The sequence below is a fragment of the Bacillus licheniformis DSM 13 = ATCC 14580 genome (assembly GCF_000011645.1).
Taxonomy (GTDB): domain Bacteria; phylum Bacillota; class Bacilli; order Bacillales; family Bacillaceae; genus Bacillus; species Bacillus licheniformis.
This window is the reverse complement of record NC_006270.3, coordinates 1375775-1393476: the sequence shown is the minus strand read 5'-3', so window position 1 is coordinate 1393476 and position 17702 is coordinate 1375775. Positions and strand designations below refer to the sequence as shown.

Here is a 17702-nt window from a genome sequence, read left to right as displayed (position 1 = left end):
TTACCTCCTCAGCTTCGGATCTAACGCATCCTGCAGTCCGTCTCCAACAACATTAAAGGCGAACATAGTTAATGAAATAAAGAAAGCGGGAAAAAACAGCCGCCACCAGTGTCCCGACAAGATCACCGGAAGGCCGTCGTTCGCCATGACACCCCAGCTCGCAAACGGGGCTTGAATGCCCAAACCGAGGAAACTGAGAAATGCCTCGGCAAAAATGGCCGACGGCACCGTCAAGGTCATCTGGACGATGATCGCTCCCATCATGTTAGGAAGCAGATTCCGCCTGATGATCCTTACCGTTTTCGCTCCGAAGGTTTTGGATGCGAGAACATGCTCATCATGCTTCACCTTCAAAACCTGCCCCCTGACGATCCGCGCCATGCCGACCCAGCCGGTGACAGTCAGCGCGACGAGGATCGTCCCGAGTCCAGGCCCCATCATGACCATGAGAAGAATGACGACCAATAAATAAGGCAGTCCGTGCAGCACTTCGATGACCCGCATCATGGCGTGGTCTGTTTTGCCGCCTTTATAGCCGGCGATGCCGCCGTAGATGACGCCGATTGCAAAATCGATCAAAGCCGCCATAACACCGACAAACAGAGAAATCCTCGCTCCGTACCACGTTCTTGTAAACACATCGCGTCCGAGCTCATCAGTTCCGAACCAATGCTCCGTCGACGGAGGCAGGTTTTGCTCGGATAGCGTCTGCTGGGTGACGCTGTGCGGAGAAAGAACCGGTCCGAGAGCAGCCATGAAGAACAGGAAGATTAACACGCCCAATCCCGCCATCGCCAGCTTGTTTTTCCTTAAAATCCGCCAGGCGTTCTGCCAATATGACAGACTCGGCCTTGCGACGGATTCACGCTCATCCTGCTTCTGTTTCAGCGGGGCAAACCATTCAACAGGGATATCACTGCCTGAAGACGCTTCTTTTTCTGTGCGGACTGGAAGGCTCATAAGCTCACCCTTTCTTATGCAGTTTAATACGCGGATCCAGTATTCCGTAGGCCATGTCAACGAGAAACAACATGATGATGAGGATGATGCTGTAAAAAACGGTGGTGCCCATAATCACGGGGTAATCGCGGGAGTTGATGCTTTCAACAAAATATTTTCCCATGCCCGGAATCGCAAAGATTTTTTCGATGACGAAGCTCCCCGTTAAAATCGCAGCGGTAAGCGTCCCGAGAATCGTTACAACAGGCATAAGGGCGTTTTTCAGGGCGTGCTTCATGACAATTTTAAAAGGGGAAAGCCCTTTAGCCCGGGCTGTTCGGATATAATCCTGCGTCAGCACTTCGATCATGCTGGATCGGGTCAGCCTTGCGATAATCGCCAGCGGCCCCATCGCCAAAGCCGCAGTCGGAAGCACCATATGAAGCGGGCTCGTCCATGTCGACGGAGGGAATATGTTCCAATTAACGGCAAATTGCTGTATCAGCAAGGTTGCCATAATAAAGTTGGGAACCGAAATGCCGAGTACGGCAATGGTCATCGCTATATAGTCGATGATGCCGTTTTGCCGCAGCGCAGCAAAGATTCCGAGTGCGATTCCGGAAATGACCGCCACAATAAGCGCCGTCATCCCCAGCTCAAACGAAACGGGAAATCCTCTTGACAGCAAGTCGTTCACGCTTTGCGAAGGCTGCTTGATCGACGGCCCGAAATCAAAGGTAACGATCGACTTTACATAGTACAAATATTGAACAAAGAGAGGCTCATCCAGCTGATAGTAAGCCTCAAGGTTGCGCTGAACCGCTTCGTTCGTATTTCTTTCTTCATTGAAGGGAGAGCCCGGAATCACTTTCATCATCACAAAGGTCAATGTCGTGATCACCAAAATGGTTGCCAGCATCCACAGCAGCCGCTTCATGATGTAACCCGCCATTTTCATCCCACCTTCCTAGGAGAATGTCGTTCTCATCGCAAGCTCGGTCATGACAAGCATCGCTTGATAGGCTTCAAGAATGTCTTTCGCTTGATAGCGGACAGTCGTCGTTTGCGGTTCGATTTCAGCACCCGGCATCAGACTGGCCCACTCGGCTTGGCCGTAATTGGCAAATTCTATCCGCAGCACCGGCCTGTCCGGAGGTGTGAGCGGCTTGACTTGACCGCGGTTTTGAATCGCATATGCCATCCGTTCTCTTAATAGCCGCCCCGCTTTCTCCGGCGTCAGACATTTGACCGCCGAACGGGAGACCGTTTCTTTGACGGCTGCTGTCGTTACGTTCGGAATCAGCTCCTCCGCCTCAGCTGCCGCCTCGCTGTCACCGGCAGCCATGATGACCGGGACGCCGTAATAACCGGCAACATAGGCGTTGAACCCCAGCTCGCCGACCGCCTGATCGTTGATGTAAAAATGTCTGACGCCGAAAATCATGCTGTGCGACATCACGCCTCTCATCGACGCTCTCGCATGGTAGCCGACGAACACGGCTCCGTCGTATGTATCATCAAGCCCCTGAACCATCGAAAACGGCTTGACATCTCCCGAAATAAGCCGCGCTTCAGGATGGAGCCTCTCAATTAACAGGTTGTTCATTTTAGAGTGGCTGTCATTAACAATCACCTCTCTGCATCCATTTTTGAACGCTTCGTCAATCACATGATTGGCCTCGTCCGTCATGATCTTCCGGCCTCTCTCATAGTTCGGCTTGCTTGAATCGACGAACGTATCATCCGGAAGCCCGGAAATCCCCTCCATATCAACAGACATATACAGCTTCACAAAAAACCACCCCTTAAAAACGTCTCAAATTTTTTATTATTTTGGGAATATTCTAACAAATTATATTAGAATTTTAATAGAAATGCAATAACAATTGGTAATTTTAGAAATTTAATATAAAATTGGAATTTTGATGAATGTTGTCGAATGCAAATAAAAAAGCTGCCTGGTCAGGCAGCTTGCGGATATCCGGATATGTCGATGAATGCCGCGGTTCACTGCCGGCGGACAGCGTCTTTGATGACTTCATATTTCTTCATCGTTCTGGCAAACAGCTCGTCAAAGACTTCCGGCATGGCATCTTGAATGACTTCCGCACCTTCTGCGGTTATGCCGCCTTTTGTCGCCACCCGATCAAGCGTTTGAGCAAACGTCATGTCTTTTTCCATTAACAGCTTGCCTGTTCCCAGCAATGAATGAATCAGAAATTGAAACGCTTCTTCTTTCGTGAGGCTGCTGTTTCTGACGGCGGCTTGAGCAAATTCTTCAAAAATCGAAGCGATGAACCCCGGTGAAGAGCTTGTTAAATTGCTCGCAGCGTCAATATCTCTCTCATTGATCTGTTTGACTGTGCTGAAGGCGGAAAGATATTCTTCCAGCCGGCTTTTGTCCGCCTCAGCGACCCGCTCGCCGTGGACAACAAGCGAAACGCCGATCCCGGCTTCAGATGTGAGTGTCGGAATGTATCTCGTCACCTGTCCGCTTGTCCAGTCGTGAAGCCGGTCAAGCTCGACCCCCGCGGCAATCGAAACGATGTGGACATCCTCCTGAAGAAACGGCTGTATTTTTTCAAGCGTTTCTTTTACCGCCATCGGCGGTACACAGATGAAGATCAGGCCGCACTGTTTGGCGAGCTCATCAGCTGATTGACAGGCGACATTCGGATAAAGCTTTTTCAGCTCCTCTGTTTTCCCGTCATTCCTTGAGCTGACGACCACCATGTCATCCCTGATTTTCCCCTGATCTAGCAGTTTCACCGCAATCATCTGTGCCATGCTTCCGTATCCGATAAATCCAATCTTGTTCAACGTTTAGAACACCTCTGACATGTCATATTATAAATAGCACCCTATATATTCTATCCTTTTTCTTTGACAATTTCCCACAATGTTTTCATGTTTATCCCACAGTCTTTGTTTATGATTAAGGCATCAAAGGATATGATAGCAATAGGAGCGTGAAAATGATGGAATATAATAGAGAAGATCAGCTTGAAACAAAAAACGAACTCATCGTCTCCGATCAAAAGCCCGACCAGGCGATAAAAAAAGCAGAACAGCAAAAGCGGAGACTCTCGTGGATGACGCCGATTCTCAGCGGCATCATCGGAGGAAGCCTCGTTCTCGGCGTCACGACATACCAGCATAGCAAAGACGAAACGGCCAATACATCCGTCCAGACGCAAACAAACGAGACGTCGAACTCATCGGCTTCTTCCACTAAAGCGAATACCGAAAAATTGTCCAGCACCAATTCGTCCGACATTTCTACAATGGTTGAAAATGTATCTCCCGCCATCGTCGGTATTTCAAACTATCAAAAACAAACAGAGAGCGGTATGTTCGGTTTTGAAAGCAACAGCAGCAGCTCAAGCGAACAAGAAACAGGCACAGGCTCAGGTGTCATCTATAAAAAAGCAAACGGCAAAGCATACATTATTACAAATAACCACGTTGTCGAAGGCGCGTCTAAACTGACGGTTTCCCTGTCCAACGGCAAAGAAGTGGAAGGTAAATTGCTGGGCAGCGATTCGTTGACAGACCTTGCCGTTGTTGAAATTTCCGCTGATCACGTGGAAAAAGTCGCCTCTTTCGGCGATTCGTCAAGCTTGAAAGCAGGCGAATCGGTGATCGCTATTGGAAACCCGCTCGGCAAAGATCTGTCCCGCACGGTGACACAAGGCATCATCAGCGGTGTTGATCGGACCGTTTCCGTAGATACATCCGCAGGCCAAACCGAGATGAACGTCATTCAAACCGACGCGGCCATCAACCCCGGCAACAGCGGAGGCGCCCTTTTGAATACAAAGGGTGAAGTGATCGGCATCAACAGCATGAAAATCAGTGAAAGCGGAGTAGAAGGCATCGGATTTGCGATTCCAAGCAATGATGTCAAACCGATTGCAGAAGAGCTGATGTCTAAAGGAAAAATTGAGCGCCCGTTCATCGGAATCGGCATGATGGATCTTGAGCAGGTGCCGGAAAACTATCAAACAGGCACCCTCGGATTAAGCGGCAGCCAGTTAAACAAAGGCGTCTACATCCGCCAGGTCGCTTCAGGCTCCCCAGCTGAAAAAGCGGGCCTTAAAGAGAACGATGTCATCGTCAGCTTTAACGGAAAAGAAACCGATACAGGAAGCGCGCTGCGCAACCTTCTTTACAACGATGCAAAAATCGGGGATACGGTAAAGGTTACCCTCATTCGAAACGGCAAAACCATGACAAAACAAATCACCCTTGACCAGAAAGAATCCGCATCATCTTAACAGCATGCCCCCCTTTACGGGGCCGCCGGCTGTGCCGGATGCCTTTTATATAAAGACTCTGTTAGATTTGGATGTTGTTAAATACGCAAAAATAAAGGGAAGCCGTAGTAAAAACGGTTTCCTTCAATCTTGTTATGTAACTCACACGATTCTGAAACAATTTAAGAACCGTCTTATATAAGACGGTTCTCCAAAGATTCGATTGCCAGTTTTAGTGCAGTCAGGCGACGCTCATTTAATGTTTTTTGAGGACTGCCTTCTTTTGCTTTTGCTATTTGTTTTTCAATAGATGGAATGATACCTTTTAAAACTTTTTTAGTAGTCAATATGATTTCTTCGTTATAGCCGAAATCTTCTCCATACCAAGTACCTTTTAGGCTTTCTAAACCAATTTTCACTGCGTTTAGTCTCTTTTTGACAAGAGTTGTGTTTGAACCTTTTTCTGTCGTGCTTTTATAAGCATTTGTTAGTTTATTAAAAGTTGATTCCAAAGATTTAATGGACAAATCTTGGATTTCTTGGCTGACAGTATTCATATACAAACCTCACTTTTCATTTTTAATAACCCAACATTTTATAAATTTCTATTCAGCGCTTTCTAACAATCCTACTGAATGGTTGAATTAGGACTGCACATTCATTTTTGCGAGTCGCAAACTGTCATATGTCTCTGTTATAATCGAACACCAACAATGGAAGAAGGTTCAGCATAGCGTTTAACCCATTGGTACACTTGTTCTTTTTCAGCTCGTGGTAATTTGCCGATATACTTTAACAAGTTGCAAACGCTTCGCTCACCTTGATAGCCTCTCATCGAATGTTTGTTCTCATCTGATTATACCAATATTATGGAAAGTTATCAAATATCAACATTTACGTTTAACAGAGCCTATATAAAAAACGAGGTCCTTTTCGGGACCTCGTTTTTTTATCGGATCGGTTTCAGCCGCGCTTCAATCTCTTTCCGCCGATGCTCGAGATACGGCGGAAGGGCAAGGCTTTGGCCGAGCTCATCAATTGATTCATCAACGGCAAAGCCAGGACCGTCAGTCGACAGTTCAAAAAGTATGCCGTTCGGTTCTCTGAAATACAGCGCCTTAAAATAATAGCGTTCCACAATCCCTGAATTCGAAAAGCCGTTCTCACTGATTATCTCATGCCACTGCTTAAGTTCTTCTTCATCTTTGACGCGGAAAGCGACATGATGGACGCTTCCTCTTCCGGGACGCTCTCTTCTGCCGTCATCTGACTGTTTCACATGCACCTCCGTGCCTGCTCCTCCTTCACCCGATTCAAATATGTGAAGCGTTTGGCCGGATTCGTCAGCCTGTTCCTCACCGATTTTATGAAAGCCGAGAATATCGGTCAGCACCGCCGCCGTCGGACCGGCGTCCCTGACAGTCAGTTCGACCGGGCCGAGCCCCCTGATTGCAGCATCCTCAGGAATGACGCCGTTTTTCACAGGCACTCCATGGTCTTTTCCCTTTTCATCAGCTACAAACATCATGTTCTGTCCTTCATGATCTAAAAAGCGGAGAATGCTCCGCCCCGCACGCGTCTCGATGCCGCAAATCTCTGTGCCGAGCTCATGAAGCCGCTTCTCCCAAAATTCGAGTGCTTGTTCACCGGGAACCCGAAGTGATACGGCCGAAATACAGTTCGTCCCTTCCCGTCTCCGGGCAAGCATCGGAATCTCGAAAAATGTCAAATCCGAACCCGGAGACGCGACTTCATCCCCGTAAAACAAGTGGTACATGGTCGGATCGTCCTGATTGACCGATTTCTTTATCAGTTTCATGCCAAGCCCTTTGACATAGAAATCCAGGTTATGCTGGGCGTTTGCTGTTAAAGCAGATACGTGGTGAATGCCATTTACGTTCATTCTATCATCTCCCAATTAAATATCTCGAATTCGAGATTTATTCTTTCTCCAAAATAGGCGATTTGATTTGAAAAGTCAACCAAACCGTCTTCCCGGTCGGGCCTCCCTCCCTCTCCTATAAAAACTAACAATATATCAAAAATCATATATTAAAGTTCGGTTATTGATGGTTATCCCGGGGTTTACGACCTTGAAATGTTTAACATATACAAGAAATACGAAAATCAGAAAATTTATTTAATTTTTCTTTTTTAAAAAAGGTATTACAATATAAAAATAGTTTTCTATGAAAGAGATCACATCAATGGGAGGCATAGCAATGAATGCAGAAGCAAACGGACTAAAAAAAGAGATAGGCTTGTTATTTGCGCTATCTCTTGTGATTGGAACGATCATCGGTTCCGGCGTGTTTATGAAGCCCGGCAGCGTGCTTTCCTATTCCGGAAACGCACAAATCGCTCTTTTCGCCTGGCTTCTCGGCGGAATCTTGACGCTTGCCGGCGGGCTGACCATCGCTGAACTGGGCGCACAGATTCCGAAAACAGGCGGTCTTTACACATATCTTGAAGAAATTTACGGCGAGTTCTGGGGCTTCTTATGCGGCTGGGTGCAGATCATCATCTACGGACCGGCCATCATCGGCGCACTTGGATTATATTTCGGCTCGCTTGTGGCCAACTTGTTTTCCTGGGATAAATCCTGGACTGCACTCATCGGCATCATCACCGTCGCCTTTTTATGCATCGTCAACATCGTCGGAACAAAATACGGCGGAGCGGTTCAGACGATCACAACGATCGGAAAGCTGATTCCCATTGTATGTATCATTGTGTTCGGTCTATGGCAGGGCGATGAATATATTTTCAGTTCGGTCACGGAGAGCATCGCCAGCCAAAACTTCGGGGCGGCGGTATTGGCGACGCTATTCGCGTATGACGGCTGGATCCTTCTTGCAGCACTCGGCGGAGAAATGAAGAATCCGGAAAAAGTGCTTCCGAAAGCGATGACAGGCGGCATACTGATCGTCACTGCCTGCTATCTGTTCATTAACTTGGCGCTGCTTCACATTCTTCCTGCCGATCAGATTGTCAAGCTCGGCGAAAATGCGACAAGCACAGCCGCGACCATGCTGTTCGGGCCGCTCGGCGGCAAGCTGATATCCATCGGAATTATCGTCAGCATCTTCGGCTGCTTAAACGGAAAGGTTCTGTCTTTTCCGCGCGTGATCTTTGCGATGGCTGAGAAAAAACAGCTGCCTTTCTCCCGCTGGATCTCGCATGTTCATCCGGCATTCCATACGCCTTGGATCGCAGTCATCGTCCAGATGATTATCGCTGTCATTTTAATGATCATCAGCAATCCTGAAAAGCTGTCAGAGGTTTCGATTTTTATGATTTACATCTTCTATGTCATGGCGTTTTTCGCGGTATTTATTTTGCGGAGACGGAAGAACGGCCAAGGAAGATCTTACAGCGTGCCGCTCTATCCTTACCTGCCTGTAGCGGCGATTCTCGGGTCATTGTTTGTCCTTGTCAGCACGCTCATCACAGACTTCTACAGCTGCCTGTGGTCGATCTTGATCGGTCTCGTCGGTCTCCCGGTTTATTTTTGGATGAAAAAAAGAAATAAAAACGGCTCAGCTGCCTGAGCCGAAGCCGCCGGCACATGAGCCCGGCGGTTTTTTTTTATCCCTTCACAGACCCGATCAGAATGCCTTTGGCAAAATGCTTCTGCAAAAACGGGTACACGGCTAAAATCGGAAGCGTCGCAATGACGATGACGGCCAGTTTGATCGATTGTTCAGGCGGCACCGTTTCCATCATATCATTCGTCGTCCCCGTCAGATCCGAAAGAATCGTCACTTGGCGCAGCACCATTTGCAGCGGCCATTTCGCACTGTCATTGATGTACAGCAAAGCATGGAAAAAGTCGTTCCAAATGCCGACCGCATAAAACAGCGCAAAAGTCGCAATAATCGGCTTAGACAGCGGCAGTGCGATCCTTAAGAACACGCCGATTTCTGAACAGCCGTCAATCTTGGCCGACTCCTCAAGCTCTTTCGGAAGCTGCTGAAAAAAGTTTTTAATAATAATGAGATTGAACGGGTTGATCGCCATCGGCAAAATCAGCGCCCAATAGGAATCGAGCAGTCCCAGTGATTTGACGACGATATACGTCGGAATCATTCCTCCGCTGAAAAGCATCGCAAAAATGACGAGATTCAAAAGCAGATTCCTTCCCTTGATGTGCCGTTTTGCAAGAGGATAGGCCATCGTAAATGTAAAAAAGAGCTGGACGATCGTTCCCACGACCGTTATAAGCACAGACACCCCCATGCTCCTGATAAATGTCGGCGTTGAAAAAATATAGCGGTACGCGTCAAGCGAGAACGTCTCGGGAAAGATAAAGAAGCTCCTTTCCGCCAGCTCGGCCTCCGTCGCAAATGACCCCGCGATAATATACAGAAAAGGCAAGACGGTTATCAGTCCGCAGCAGCCGAGAAAGATCACATTAAACCAATCGAACACCCGGCCCGCTTTTGTGTTATGGATCGTTTCCGCACCGGACATCCCTTTCACCTCCATTCATTAAAACAGACCGTCCTGGTCAAACTTTTTCGCGATATAGTTGGCGCAGAATATCAGGATGATCCCGACAACCGATTTGAAAAGACCGACTGCCGTACTGTAGCTGTATGCGCCCTGCGTGATTCCGACAACATAGACATATGTGTCGAAGATTTCAGCTACGCTCCGGTTTAAGGAATTGGTCATTAAAAAAATCTGTTCGAAGCCGATGTTCAAAAAGCTGCCGATTCTTAAGATGAGAAGCACGACGATCGTGCTTCTGATGGCCGGAAGGGTAATGTGCCACATTCTCCTCAACCTTCCTGCACCGTCCATCACTGCCGCTTCATACTGCTCTTGGTCAACCGAAGCGAGCGCCGCCAGAAACAGGATCGTTCCCCAGCCCGTCTCCTTCCATATGCTTTGCAGCACAATCATCGGCCTGAACCATTCGGGATCTGAGAGAAACGCAATCTCTCGGCCCGTTATGCTTTGCAGCACTTTATTCATCACGCCCGTATCAACCGTGAAAAAGACAAACGTTATGCTGACGACGATCGTCCATGAGACGAAATGCGGAACATATATAAACGTCTGAATGCACCGTTTATAGATGGCGTGCCGCAGTTCATTCAGTAAAAGAGCGACAATGAGCGGGGCCGGAAATGCAAAGATCAAATCGAGAGCGGCCAGCATAAGCGTGTTTCGGAGCAGACGGAAGAAGTCAGGATTCATAAAGAAATCTTTAAAATACTCGAATCCGACCCATTCGCTCTGCCAAAATCCGAGATAAGGCGAATAATCCTTGAAGGCGATTAATACGCCCCACATCGGCCAATATTTAAATATGAGAAAATATAAAACACCGGGAACAAGCAGAAGATAAAGCCATTTATCCCGTTTTACGGCCTCTAGCCCAGTCGGTTTCTTTTCTGTCTTAACAGCGGGCTTCCCTGTTTTTGCGGTGATTTCCATGTGCCGCATCCCCCCTTTCGTGTGCTGTTTAAAGACCTGAGCTATTTAGTCTCCTTGTAGCGTTTGTTCAGTTCTTTCATCAAATCTTCGCCCCCGCTTTTATACCAAAGCTCAACGGCGTCTTGAAAGCCTTTTTCATCGATGTCGCCGATGATAAACTGTGTTTTGGCATCGAGGATGATGTTGTCAAGCTGTGCCCCTTTTTGGGTGTATACATCTGAAACGAGCGATTCTGCCGGGTTGAATACGGCGATTTTCTCCCCTTCTTTGCGAATCTGTTCACGGTGTTTAAACAGCTTTGATTCTTGCTTTTCCACATAGTATCTTTGTTCCGGAATGCCCATGCTGAACTGCGCAAGACCCTCGTGCTCGTAAAGCAGTTTTTTGTTGTTTTTTTCAAGGGACGTGTACGCACCGTTTTCAAGCTTATAGTTGCGCCCTTTTACGCCGTTATTGGCAATGATCTGTGCCTCTTCATCGTTCATTTTGTCCAAGAAGCCGAGCACTTCTTTTAGTTCTTTTTCCGTTTTGACGCTCGCTTTCGGGATGGCAATCATTCCGGCGTATCCTGATGTCGGGAATGTATACGTTCCTTTCGGGCCTTTGACCGTTCCGATGACATCGATCACATCCTTGTTTCCGGGATCGGCTTCCTCCATTGCGCTTTGTATCTGCGATGCCCGCGAACCGGTATCGACGATCACACCAGCTTTCCCTTTGACGACCGGATCGTTCCACTTCGCTGAATCCATTACGGCGAAGTCTTTATTGATCAGCCCCTCATCATACAGCTTTTTGAAAAAACGCAGCGCTTCCATATATTCTTCTGTTGTGAAGTCCGGAATGAGTTCCCCTTTTTCGTCTACTCCGTAGCGGTTTGGAGCACCGAACCATGTCTGCATAATATCCCATGGGCTCCCGTTGCCTAGCCCCATCCATTTCGGGACTACCATGCCGTACGTATCGTCCTTTCCGTTTCCGTCGGGGTCTTTTTCTTTAAACGCTTTCAGTACGTCGTAAAATTCGTCGATTGTTTTCGGCATCTCCAGGCCGACATTTTCGAGCCAGTCCGTTCTGATGATAATCGAAGCGCGGATGAGGTCCCTCGCCCTGTAAATGCCGTAAATCTCGCCGTTAATGGAACTGTTCTTCATCACTTTCTCATCGGCCTTTCCAAGGTTCGGGTAGTCTTTTAAATAAGGTGAAAGCTCCCAGAACGCGCCTGATTTGACAGACTTGATAAAACCCGGCGACTTGTCCGTGACGACAATGGCTTGCGGCAAATCCCCCGAGGCCATGACGATGTTGAATTTATCATTATAGGAAGAGTTCGGAACCCATGTCACTTTAATTTGTTTTTTCGTGTATTTTTCGAGCGCTTTTAAAGACGGACTGTTTTCTCCCGGACTTTCCGGCGAGAGGAGCGGAGCCATAATATGAATGGCATCCTTCTCTTTTCCTTTCCCGTCTTGATTCGACGTCTCATTTGCACTGCACCCGATAAGGAGCAAAAAGACAGCGGGTGCAGCGAGCCACTTGTTTCCCTTCAGCTTCAGTCTTGCCATTTTACAATTCCCCCTTTTGATCGTTTCATTGTTCCACTCGAATTTAAAACGCTTACATTTTTCCGGCAACCTTCATTTTTTGCCCTCACACGCGAGCGGGATGATCTTTCATTGCTTTGATGATCTTTTCTTGCATGTCCTGATCAGGCGGCATATCCTTGAGCAGCTCCAGCACGGCTATTGTGTTGAGGCACCATTGTGAGACGCAGTTTGTCGTGACCCAAGGGATTTCCGTGATCGTGTTCCACGCATGGACTTGTTTTGGAGCGATCGGCAGCGGTGTATGGCTTTGTTTTTCGTCCAGCAACAGCCGCCATGCTTTTTCGGCAAGCTTCCGGTCTTGGTGAAGCCTCGCAGCATAAGCGGCCATGGCAGCGGAGAACATCGGCCAGTGAAATAAATCATCGTGAAGCTTCCCGCCGCTCCTCTTGCGCTTTTCTTCATCAGCCAGCAAATAAAATTCGCCGAATTCGCCGAGCATCTCCTTCCATTCGTTATCCTCCAGCAGTTCTGCAAGCTCCATCCATGTTTGCGGGGCGCCAAAGGCGATGACCATATGATAGCCGCCATGATTCCCGTCACCCATATGAAGCAGATCTGAAGCTTTAGGATCGTATCCGAAAGTCGGCCCGGACAGCAGACGAAGAGGCAGCGCTTTGAGCCGGCCGATTCCCCGGTTGATTTTATCAAGGTACGCTTCATCACCGGTCCGCTCCCATTCCGTCAGCCAATTGGAACAGAACGCCGCCCAGTCGGGGCCAACTCTCGCGTGGGCAGGGAACTCTTTTTCCGGATAATAGGCTCTCATCGGATCAAGCATCTCAAGCGCTCGATCGGCATCTTTCACCTCGGTTAACACTTCCCCCGTTCTCTCATCCGCCGTCAAAAAATAATAAGGCTTGTGGAGGCCGGCCATGCTGATTCTCGCTTCCTTGCAGCCGCAGCCCCAATGGAGGACATTGTGCCTTGAACCGAGGCCTTTATAATCCCCGAAATGGTAGCAGTCGATTTCGCTAGTGTGACGAGTCATCGCTTCTGCCATTCTGAAGATGTCTTCCCTCCCGGATCTAAAAAAAGACTGCCAAAGCCAGAGGTTCGGTACGAGTTCCGTGTTTTGCCATGCATAGCCGCCCAGGTCATACCGCCATACATGCCGGACGGCATCGTACGTATGCATCACATCACCGTAATGCCAATAGCCGTACCAGCCCCGCTGTTCGACTTCGTTCATGTAAAACTTGAGAGCCTCGTCCAGCTGATCTTCAAGCGCAGCTGAGAGCGGGCGCCGTTTATCTTTCAGGCTCCAAACACCCAAAGCGCGGGTGTCATAATAATAGTCAGGCTCACAAATAAGCAATGGGGGATTTTGCCATTCGTCCGCCGCTCTGTTCAGCTCTTCATTACTCGGCGGATTTGAAAAACAGGCGAGGTTGACTTCGCTCGTATTGGCAATGCCGACAGCCGTCGACCTCATTTCGGCAAACCCTTCATATGCGCTTTCAACGTGAGTGCCTTTTGAATAATGGCGGAAGTCCATCGCTTCAGCTTCAGGGGGCCAGAACCATGCCGTCAATTTTGTTTCGCCGCCGGCAAGACCTTGCGCTTCAAGCGATGATGGATATTTTTCAAAGAAGTTTCTGAGGCCGAGCGCGATGCCGCCATTTTCCCCGCCTGCATACATCAGCCCTTTCGCTCTCCCCCCATGAATCGCGTCCACCCAGGCGCAGTCTTTGCCGGTTCGCTTTTTTAAGCGCCAGTGAACAGGGGAATCCTGAATGAGCTTGAAATCGTTCCAGACGGCGTTTTTCTCTGCATCACGCACGACTTCCGACTCTTCCGGGACAGGCTGTCCGGCTATCTGTCGTTCATAGAACCCGTTTGTTTCATTAAATCTTCTCGTCACAAGCAGCTGAGAAGCCTCTCCGTAAATTCCTCCGTCGGCTGCATAGCGAATATGCCTGTTTCTTGGCGCTCCGCTCAAAACCGCGCTCATCTCTAAACCGAGTCCTTTGATCCATTCCGTTTCTGCGTTACAGTCGATGAAGATCGTGTGCACGATCCGGATGGACGGGACACCGGCATAGAAAGAAAGCCTGACGGTAAAAGGGAGCCAAACATCGATGCCTCCGCCGCGGTGGACGCCTTCAATCTTGATGACTGTCTTGACCGGACCGTTTTGTTCGATTGCCGCACGTTTGACCAAGCTCTCAAACCGTTCAATATAATACATGCTTTGTGTATCTGAACCGCTTCTTTTTTCTTTTAAAGCGATGAGCCGTCCTTCTTTCGCCATCATTTCCCCGGAAATGGAAATCGAACGGATCAGTGCCGGCCCCGACTTTCCGAGCTTGCAGACTATCGCGCCCGTATTCACCGTGATTTCGTCTTTCTGCTCGCTGACACGGACGACGGTTTTCGGCGCGCCGGGCTTTCCTTTTTGCAATGTAAATCGGCGTCCGCTTTCTTCTGGGAATACTGCGGCATGGCCCGTCCATTTAATCGAGCCGTCAGGCCAATATGCAAGCGGCCATGTTTGCAAATACGGGGCGTTTTCCGAAGCGATGACGGCCGTCTCCCCTTTTTGCAGCACTCCTTTTGCCCAAGGCACTCCCCAAGTCACCCCGCCGAACGAAGCAGGCGCTCTATTCAGCCATTTTAGTTCAGCCTGTGCTTTCACAAGCGTTCCTCCTTTCTGTTCAACCGATTGGTCAGTGAATATTTTCCTGTTTAGCCTATTGACCGTCAATATTCCTTTTTTGCTTATGATAGCGGGATGCCAACTCCTTTTTTGCAGGAATCATCGTTTTTTGCAAAACAAACCAAAAAAGCCGCGGGCAAGAGCCTGCGGCGATTCATTTATTCTCTGATAACAAAATCACGCGGTAGTCGTGCGGGCCGAGTGTTACGCGTCCGGTTACGGGCCTGCCGGATAAAAGATCGGTTCCGTTGCCGTCAAGTGTCACTGCGCCTCCTTTGCCGTCCATATTGATCACGACCCAGACAAGACCGTCTGCTCCTTTCCGGGGCGCGACGACTGTTCCGGGAGTGACATCGGTTTTCTGCTCAACGCCCGCTTCTTCGGCATAATGGCTGATCAGCTTTTTCATCATGATGTCCCCCGCTTCGCCTGCCGGCATCGACCCGAGCATGACGATTTTGCCTTTTCCGCATTTGTGTTCCGTGATGAACGCTTTGCCTGACGCCGGGCCTTTCTCAATCATCCCGACAGCCTTGGTGCCGCCGGCTTCAAAAACAGCGCTCCACAAGCTCAGCGGCGCCTTTACGCCAAACGCCGTTCCGCTTGAGTTCCGCTCATCCATCGGGAATGTAAACAGCGTTTTAACACCAGAACATTTTTCTAAAGGCCCCAATCCGCAATCAGTGTGAATCGTATGGTGCTCTGTTCTTCCGCCCGTCAGCGGACCCGCAATCCAAATGCCGCCGCTTTGTGCAAATGCTTCGGCTTTTTTGATAAAAGCAGGGGGAAGATAATGAATAAACGGCGTAAACAGCAGTTTGTAGCCGTCCAGCGGGCTCCCTTCAAGAATGACATCCCTGTGAATGCCCATCTTTAATAATCGGTCATAAAACTCGGTGATCAGCGTTCTGTAATGAAGACCCCGATGAGGCTCCGTTTTCAAAAACACCTTCGCACGGTCCGAATAGACGACAGCTGTTTCAGCCTGCAAAGGAGCCGTAGCCAGCATGATGTGTTCAACCTCTCGTCTTGCCCGCTCGGCTTCGAGCACATTTTCATATCCCACATCAGGCTCCCCCCATGCGCTGAGCACTGATCCGTGCGGCTGTTCAGACCCGGCTCTCTGCTGGCGCCACAGCCAATAGCAGAACGCGGCTCCGCCAAGAGCATAAGAAGAAACCGCTTCAGCTTTCAAATAGCCGTTTTGATGAGGCGCCGCATAGCTTTCAAGCGAAGCGCTGTAGGAAGGGCTCGTCTCCATAATCCAAAACGGCCGTCCTTTTTTGATGTTTCTCCATAAATCACAATTAAACAAAAAGGCTTGACTGTTTTCCTGGCTGGCGTACGTATCAAACGAGGCAAAATCAAGGCTCTTGAAAAGGTCTTCATGATCAACGCCGAACATGACGCTGCTATTATGGGTGATCGGGGCATCGGAGTATGCTCTGATCACCTCAGCCTGTTCACGCGCAAATTCAGAAATCTTGTCCATCGAAAACAGCTGATACATTGTCCTTAAAGAAGAATTATGCAAAAACGGGGTCGGTCCGGGCTGCGGGACTTGCTCGAAGCACTGATACGTTTCGCTCCATACGCCCGTACCCCATGCCTCATTCAGACGGTCAATCGTCTGATAGCGGTCTTCCAGCCATTTGTGCCATAATGTGCGGCACGTTTCACATATGCATTCTGCGACATGGCATTTGAATTCATTGTCAAGCTGCCATCCGATCAATCCCGGCAGTTCTCCGATCTCTTTGGCGATATGTTTGATGATCAGCCGGGCCCGCTCTCTGAAATAGGGATGGTTTGTGCAGGCATGCTGCCTCGAACCGTGTCCCATCGTCTCCCCTTTTTCATTCACATGCATTCTTTCCGGGTGCCCGTGGGTCAGCCAGATCGGCGGCGTCGCAGTCGGCGTGCACATGACCGTTTCAATTTTGTTGTCGCGGAGCTTTCGGATGACGTCTGCAAAAAATCCGACATCGATCCTTCCTTTTTCAGGCTCCATCCTTGACCAGGCAAACTCCCCGATTCTGACAACATTGATCCCGATTCGCTCCATCATCCTGATATCTTCATCCAGCACATCCTCATCCCACAATTCGGGATAAAAGCAAGCGCCATGGTACAGCTTTCCGTTCATCTTCATACCGTCTCTTTGACAAACGGCAGCCCAAGCTCTCGAATGCCCTCCGAGACGAGCTTCGCCATTTCCCGGGCCCCTTTTTTCGTAAAATGTGTATAGTCGTTGACATTTTCCGAGATCATAAAATATTTAAATACTTCGCTGTATCCTTTTTCCGCAAAATGCTGAAGGCTTTTGTCCATTAAATCGATCAAGCGGACGTTTTCTTCGCTTGCGACCTGCTTCATCGCAATGCAGTAGTCCGGGAAATCGTTTAAAAAGACGCCGTCTTTGTAATGGAGCCTTGCGACAGGTGTGATGAGAAGCGGCGATGCCCCTTTTTGACGCGCGCCGTCAACGTACATTTTCAAGTATTGTTTATACGTCGTATACGGCTCTGTATAGCGTTCTGGTTTGTCTTTCGACGCATCATTGTGCCCCATCTGAACGAACAGCCAATCATCCTGTTTGATCACATCCAAAATAGATGCAAGTCTTCCTTCTTCAACGAACGTTTTTGAACTCCGGCCCCCGATTGCCCGGTTGATCACCTGTACATTTCCGGATAAATAAGACTGGAGAAATTCGCCCCAGCCTCCCTGAGGCGAATCAGCCTTATAATGCTGCACGGTCGAATCGCCGGCCAAATAGATGCTGATTGTCATCACGAC

Annotated in this window: 14 protein-coding genes; 2 read left to right on the top strand and 12 right to left on the bottom strand. The window is 48.9% G+C overall.

What is annotated here, in order from left to right:
- The 4 genes from TRNA_RS28440 to proG all read right to left on the bottom strand — a co-directional run bounded on the left by TRNA_RS28440 (window position 1) and on the right by proG (window position 3759).
- Window positions 1-960 (bottom strand): ABC transporter permease, encoded by a 960-nt coding sequence (locus TRNA_RS28440; RefSeq protein WP_009328700.1) that lies wholly within the window; start codon window positions 958-960, stop codon window positions 1-3.
- 4 nt (window positions 961-964) lie between these two features.
- Complete coding sequence (locus TRNA_RS28435) at window positions 965-1891, bottom strand: ABC transporter permease (RefSeq protein ID WP_009328701.1); 927 nt, start codon at window positions 1889-1891, stop codon at window positions 965-967.
- A gap of 15 nt (window positions 1892-1906) precedes the next feature.
- Window positions 1907-2731 (bottom strand): M55 family metallopeptidase, encoded by an 825-nt coding sequence (locus tag TRNA_RS28430; RefSeq protein ID WP_009328702.1) that lies wholly within the window; start codon window positions 2729-2731, stop codon window positions 1907-1909.
- A 215-nt stretch (window positions 2732-2946) separates the two neighbouring features.
- Window positions 2947-3759 carry a pyrroline-5-carboxylate reductase ProG gene (gene proG / locus TRNA_RS28425; RefSeq protein WP_011197828.1) on the bottom strand — a complete coding sequence of 271 codons (813 nt, stop codon included), beginning with the start codon at window positions 3757-3759 and terminating at the stop codon, window positions 2947-2949.
- A 158-nt stretch (window positions 3760-3917) separates the two neighbouring features.
- Here proG and TRNA_RS28420 point away from each other — a divergent pair, with 158 nt between their 5' ends.
- On the top strand, window positions 3918-5216 hold the full coding sequence (locus TRNA_RS28420; RefSeq protein ID WP_011197827.1) for a S1C family serine protease: 1299 nt from the start codon (window positions 3918-3920) through the stop codon (window positions 5214-5216).
- 173 nt (window positions 5217-5389) lie between these two features.
- Here TRNA_RS28420 and TRNA_RS28415 read toward each other — a convergent pair whose 3' ends face one another.
- Window positions 5390-5752 carry a hypothetical protein gene (locus TRNA_RS28415; protein ID WP_003180937.1) on the bottom strand — a complete coding sequence of 121 codons (363 nt, stop codon included), beginning with the start codon at window positions 5750-5752 and terminating at the stop codon, window positions 5390-5392.
- Window positions 5753-6144: 392 nt separating this feature from the next.
- The gene (locus TRNA_RS28410; RefSeq protein ID WP_011197826.1) at window positions 6145-7098 is read right to left on the bottom strand and encodes a ring-cleaving dioxygenase; all 954 of its coding nucleotides are present in this window, start codon (window positions 7096-7098) and stop codon (window positions 6145-6147) included.
- Window positions 7099-7417: 319 nt separating this feature from the next.
- On the opposite strand from TRNA_RS28410, the gene TRNA_RS28405 reads away from it, so the two are divergent.
- Window positions 7418-8746 (top strand): APC family permease, encoded by a 1329-nt coding sequence (locus tag TRNA_RS28405; RefSeq protein ID WP_009328706.1) that lies wholly within the window; start codon window positions 7418-7420, stop codon window positions 8744-8746.
- A gap of 37 nt (window positions 8747-8783) precedes the next feature.
- Here the strand turns inward: TRNA_RS28405 and TRNA_RS28400 are convergent, their stop codons facing one another.
- The 6 genes from TRNA_RS28400 to TRNA_RS28375 form a co-directional block, all read right to left on the bottom strand.
- Window positions 8784-9668, bottom strand: a complete 885-nt coding sequence (locus TRNA_RS28400; protein WP_003180929.1) for a carbohydrate ABC transporter permease — start codon at window positions 9666-9668, stop codon at window positions 8784-8786.
- Window positions 9669-9686: 18 nt separating this feature from the next.
- Window positions 9687-10640 (bottom strand): ABC transporter permease, encoded by a 954-nt coding sequence (locus tag TRNA_RS28395; protein ID WP_003180927.1) that lies wholly within the window; start codon window positions 10638-10640, stop codon window positions 9687-9689.
- 41 nt (window positions 10641-10681) lie between these two features.
- Complete coding sequence (locus tag TRNA_RS28390; protein WP_003180925.1) at window positions 10682-12205, bottom strand: extracellular solute-binding protein; 1524 nt, start codon at window positions 12203-12205, stop codon at window positions 10682-10684.
- Window positions 12206-12290: 85 nt separating this feature from the next.
- A complete protein-coding gene (locus TRNA_RS28385; protein WP_009328707.1) occupies window positions 12291-14882 on the bottom strand; it encodes a hypothetical protein in 2592 nt (863 codons plus the stop codon).
- Between the two features lie 175 nt (window positions 14883-15057).
- Window positions 15058-17055, bottom strand: a complete 1998-nt coding sequence (locus TRNA_RS28380; RefSeq protein ID WP_011201618.1) for a beta-galactosidase — start codon at window positions 17053-17055, stop codon at window positions 15058-15060.
- Entirely contained in the window at window positions 17052-17696 is a 645-nt protein-coding gene (locus TRNA_RS28375) for a rhamnogalacturonan acetylesterase (RefSeq protein WP_011197824.1), read from the bottom strand. Before TRNA_RS28375 ends, TRNA_RS28380 begins: the two co-directional genes overlap by 4 nt.
- Between the last annotated feature and the right edge of the window lie 6 nt (window positions 17697-17702).

Excerpts from the sequence above, each read along its gene's own strand:
- TRNA_RS28440 (WP_009328700.1), bottom strand. The coding sequence starts at position 960 with ATGAGCCTTCCAGTCCGCACAGAAAAAGAAGCGTCTTCAGGCAGTGAT.
- TRNA_RS28435 (WP_009328701.1), bottom strand. The coding sequence starts at position 1,891 with ATGGCGGGTTACATCATGAAGCGGCTGCTGTGGATGCTGGCAACCATT.
- TRNA_RS28420 (WP_011197827.1), top strand. The coding sequence starts at position 3,918 with ATGGAATATAATAGAGAAGATCAGCTTGAAACAAAAAACGAACTCATC.
- TRNA_RS28415 (WP_003180937.1), bottom strand. The coding sequence starts at position 5,752 with ATGAATACTGTCAGCCAAGAAATCCAAGATTTGTCCATTAAATCTTTG.
- TRNA_RS28410 (WP_011197826.1), bottom strand. The coding sequence starts at position 7,098 with ATGAACGTAAATGGCATTCACCACGTATCTGCTTTAACAGCAAACGCC.
- TRNA_RS28405 (WP_009328706.1), top strand. The coding sequence starts at position 7,418 with ATGAATGCAGAAGCAAACGGACTAAAAAAAGAGATAGGCTTGTTATTT.
- TRNA_RS28400 (WP_003180929.1), bottom strand. The coding sequence starts at position 9,668 with ATGTCCGGTGCGGAAACGATCCATAACACAAAAGCGGGCCGGGTGTTC.
- TRNA_RS28395 (WP_003180927.1), bottom strand. The coding sequence starts at position 10,640 with ATGGAAATCACCGCAAAAACAGGGAAGCCCGCTGTTAAGACAGAAAAG.
- TRNA_RS28390 (WP_003180925.1), bottom strand. The coding sequence starts at position 12,205 with ATGGCAAGACTGAAGCTGAAGGGAAACAAGTGGCTCGCTGCACCCGCT.
- TRNA_RS28380 (WP_011201618.1), bottom strand. The coding sequence starts at position 17,055 with ATGAAGATGAACGGAAAGCTGTACCATGGCGCTTGCTTTTATCCCGAA.
- TRNA_RS28375 (WP_011197824.1), bottom strand. The coding sequence starts at position 17,696 with ATGACAATCAGCATCTATTTGGCCGGCGATTCGACCGTGCAGCATTAT.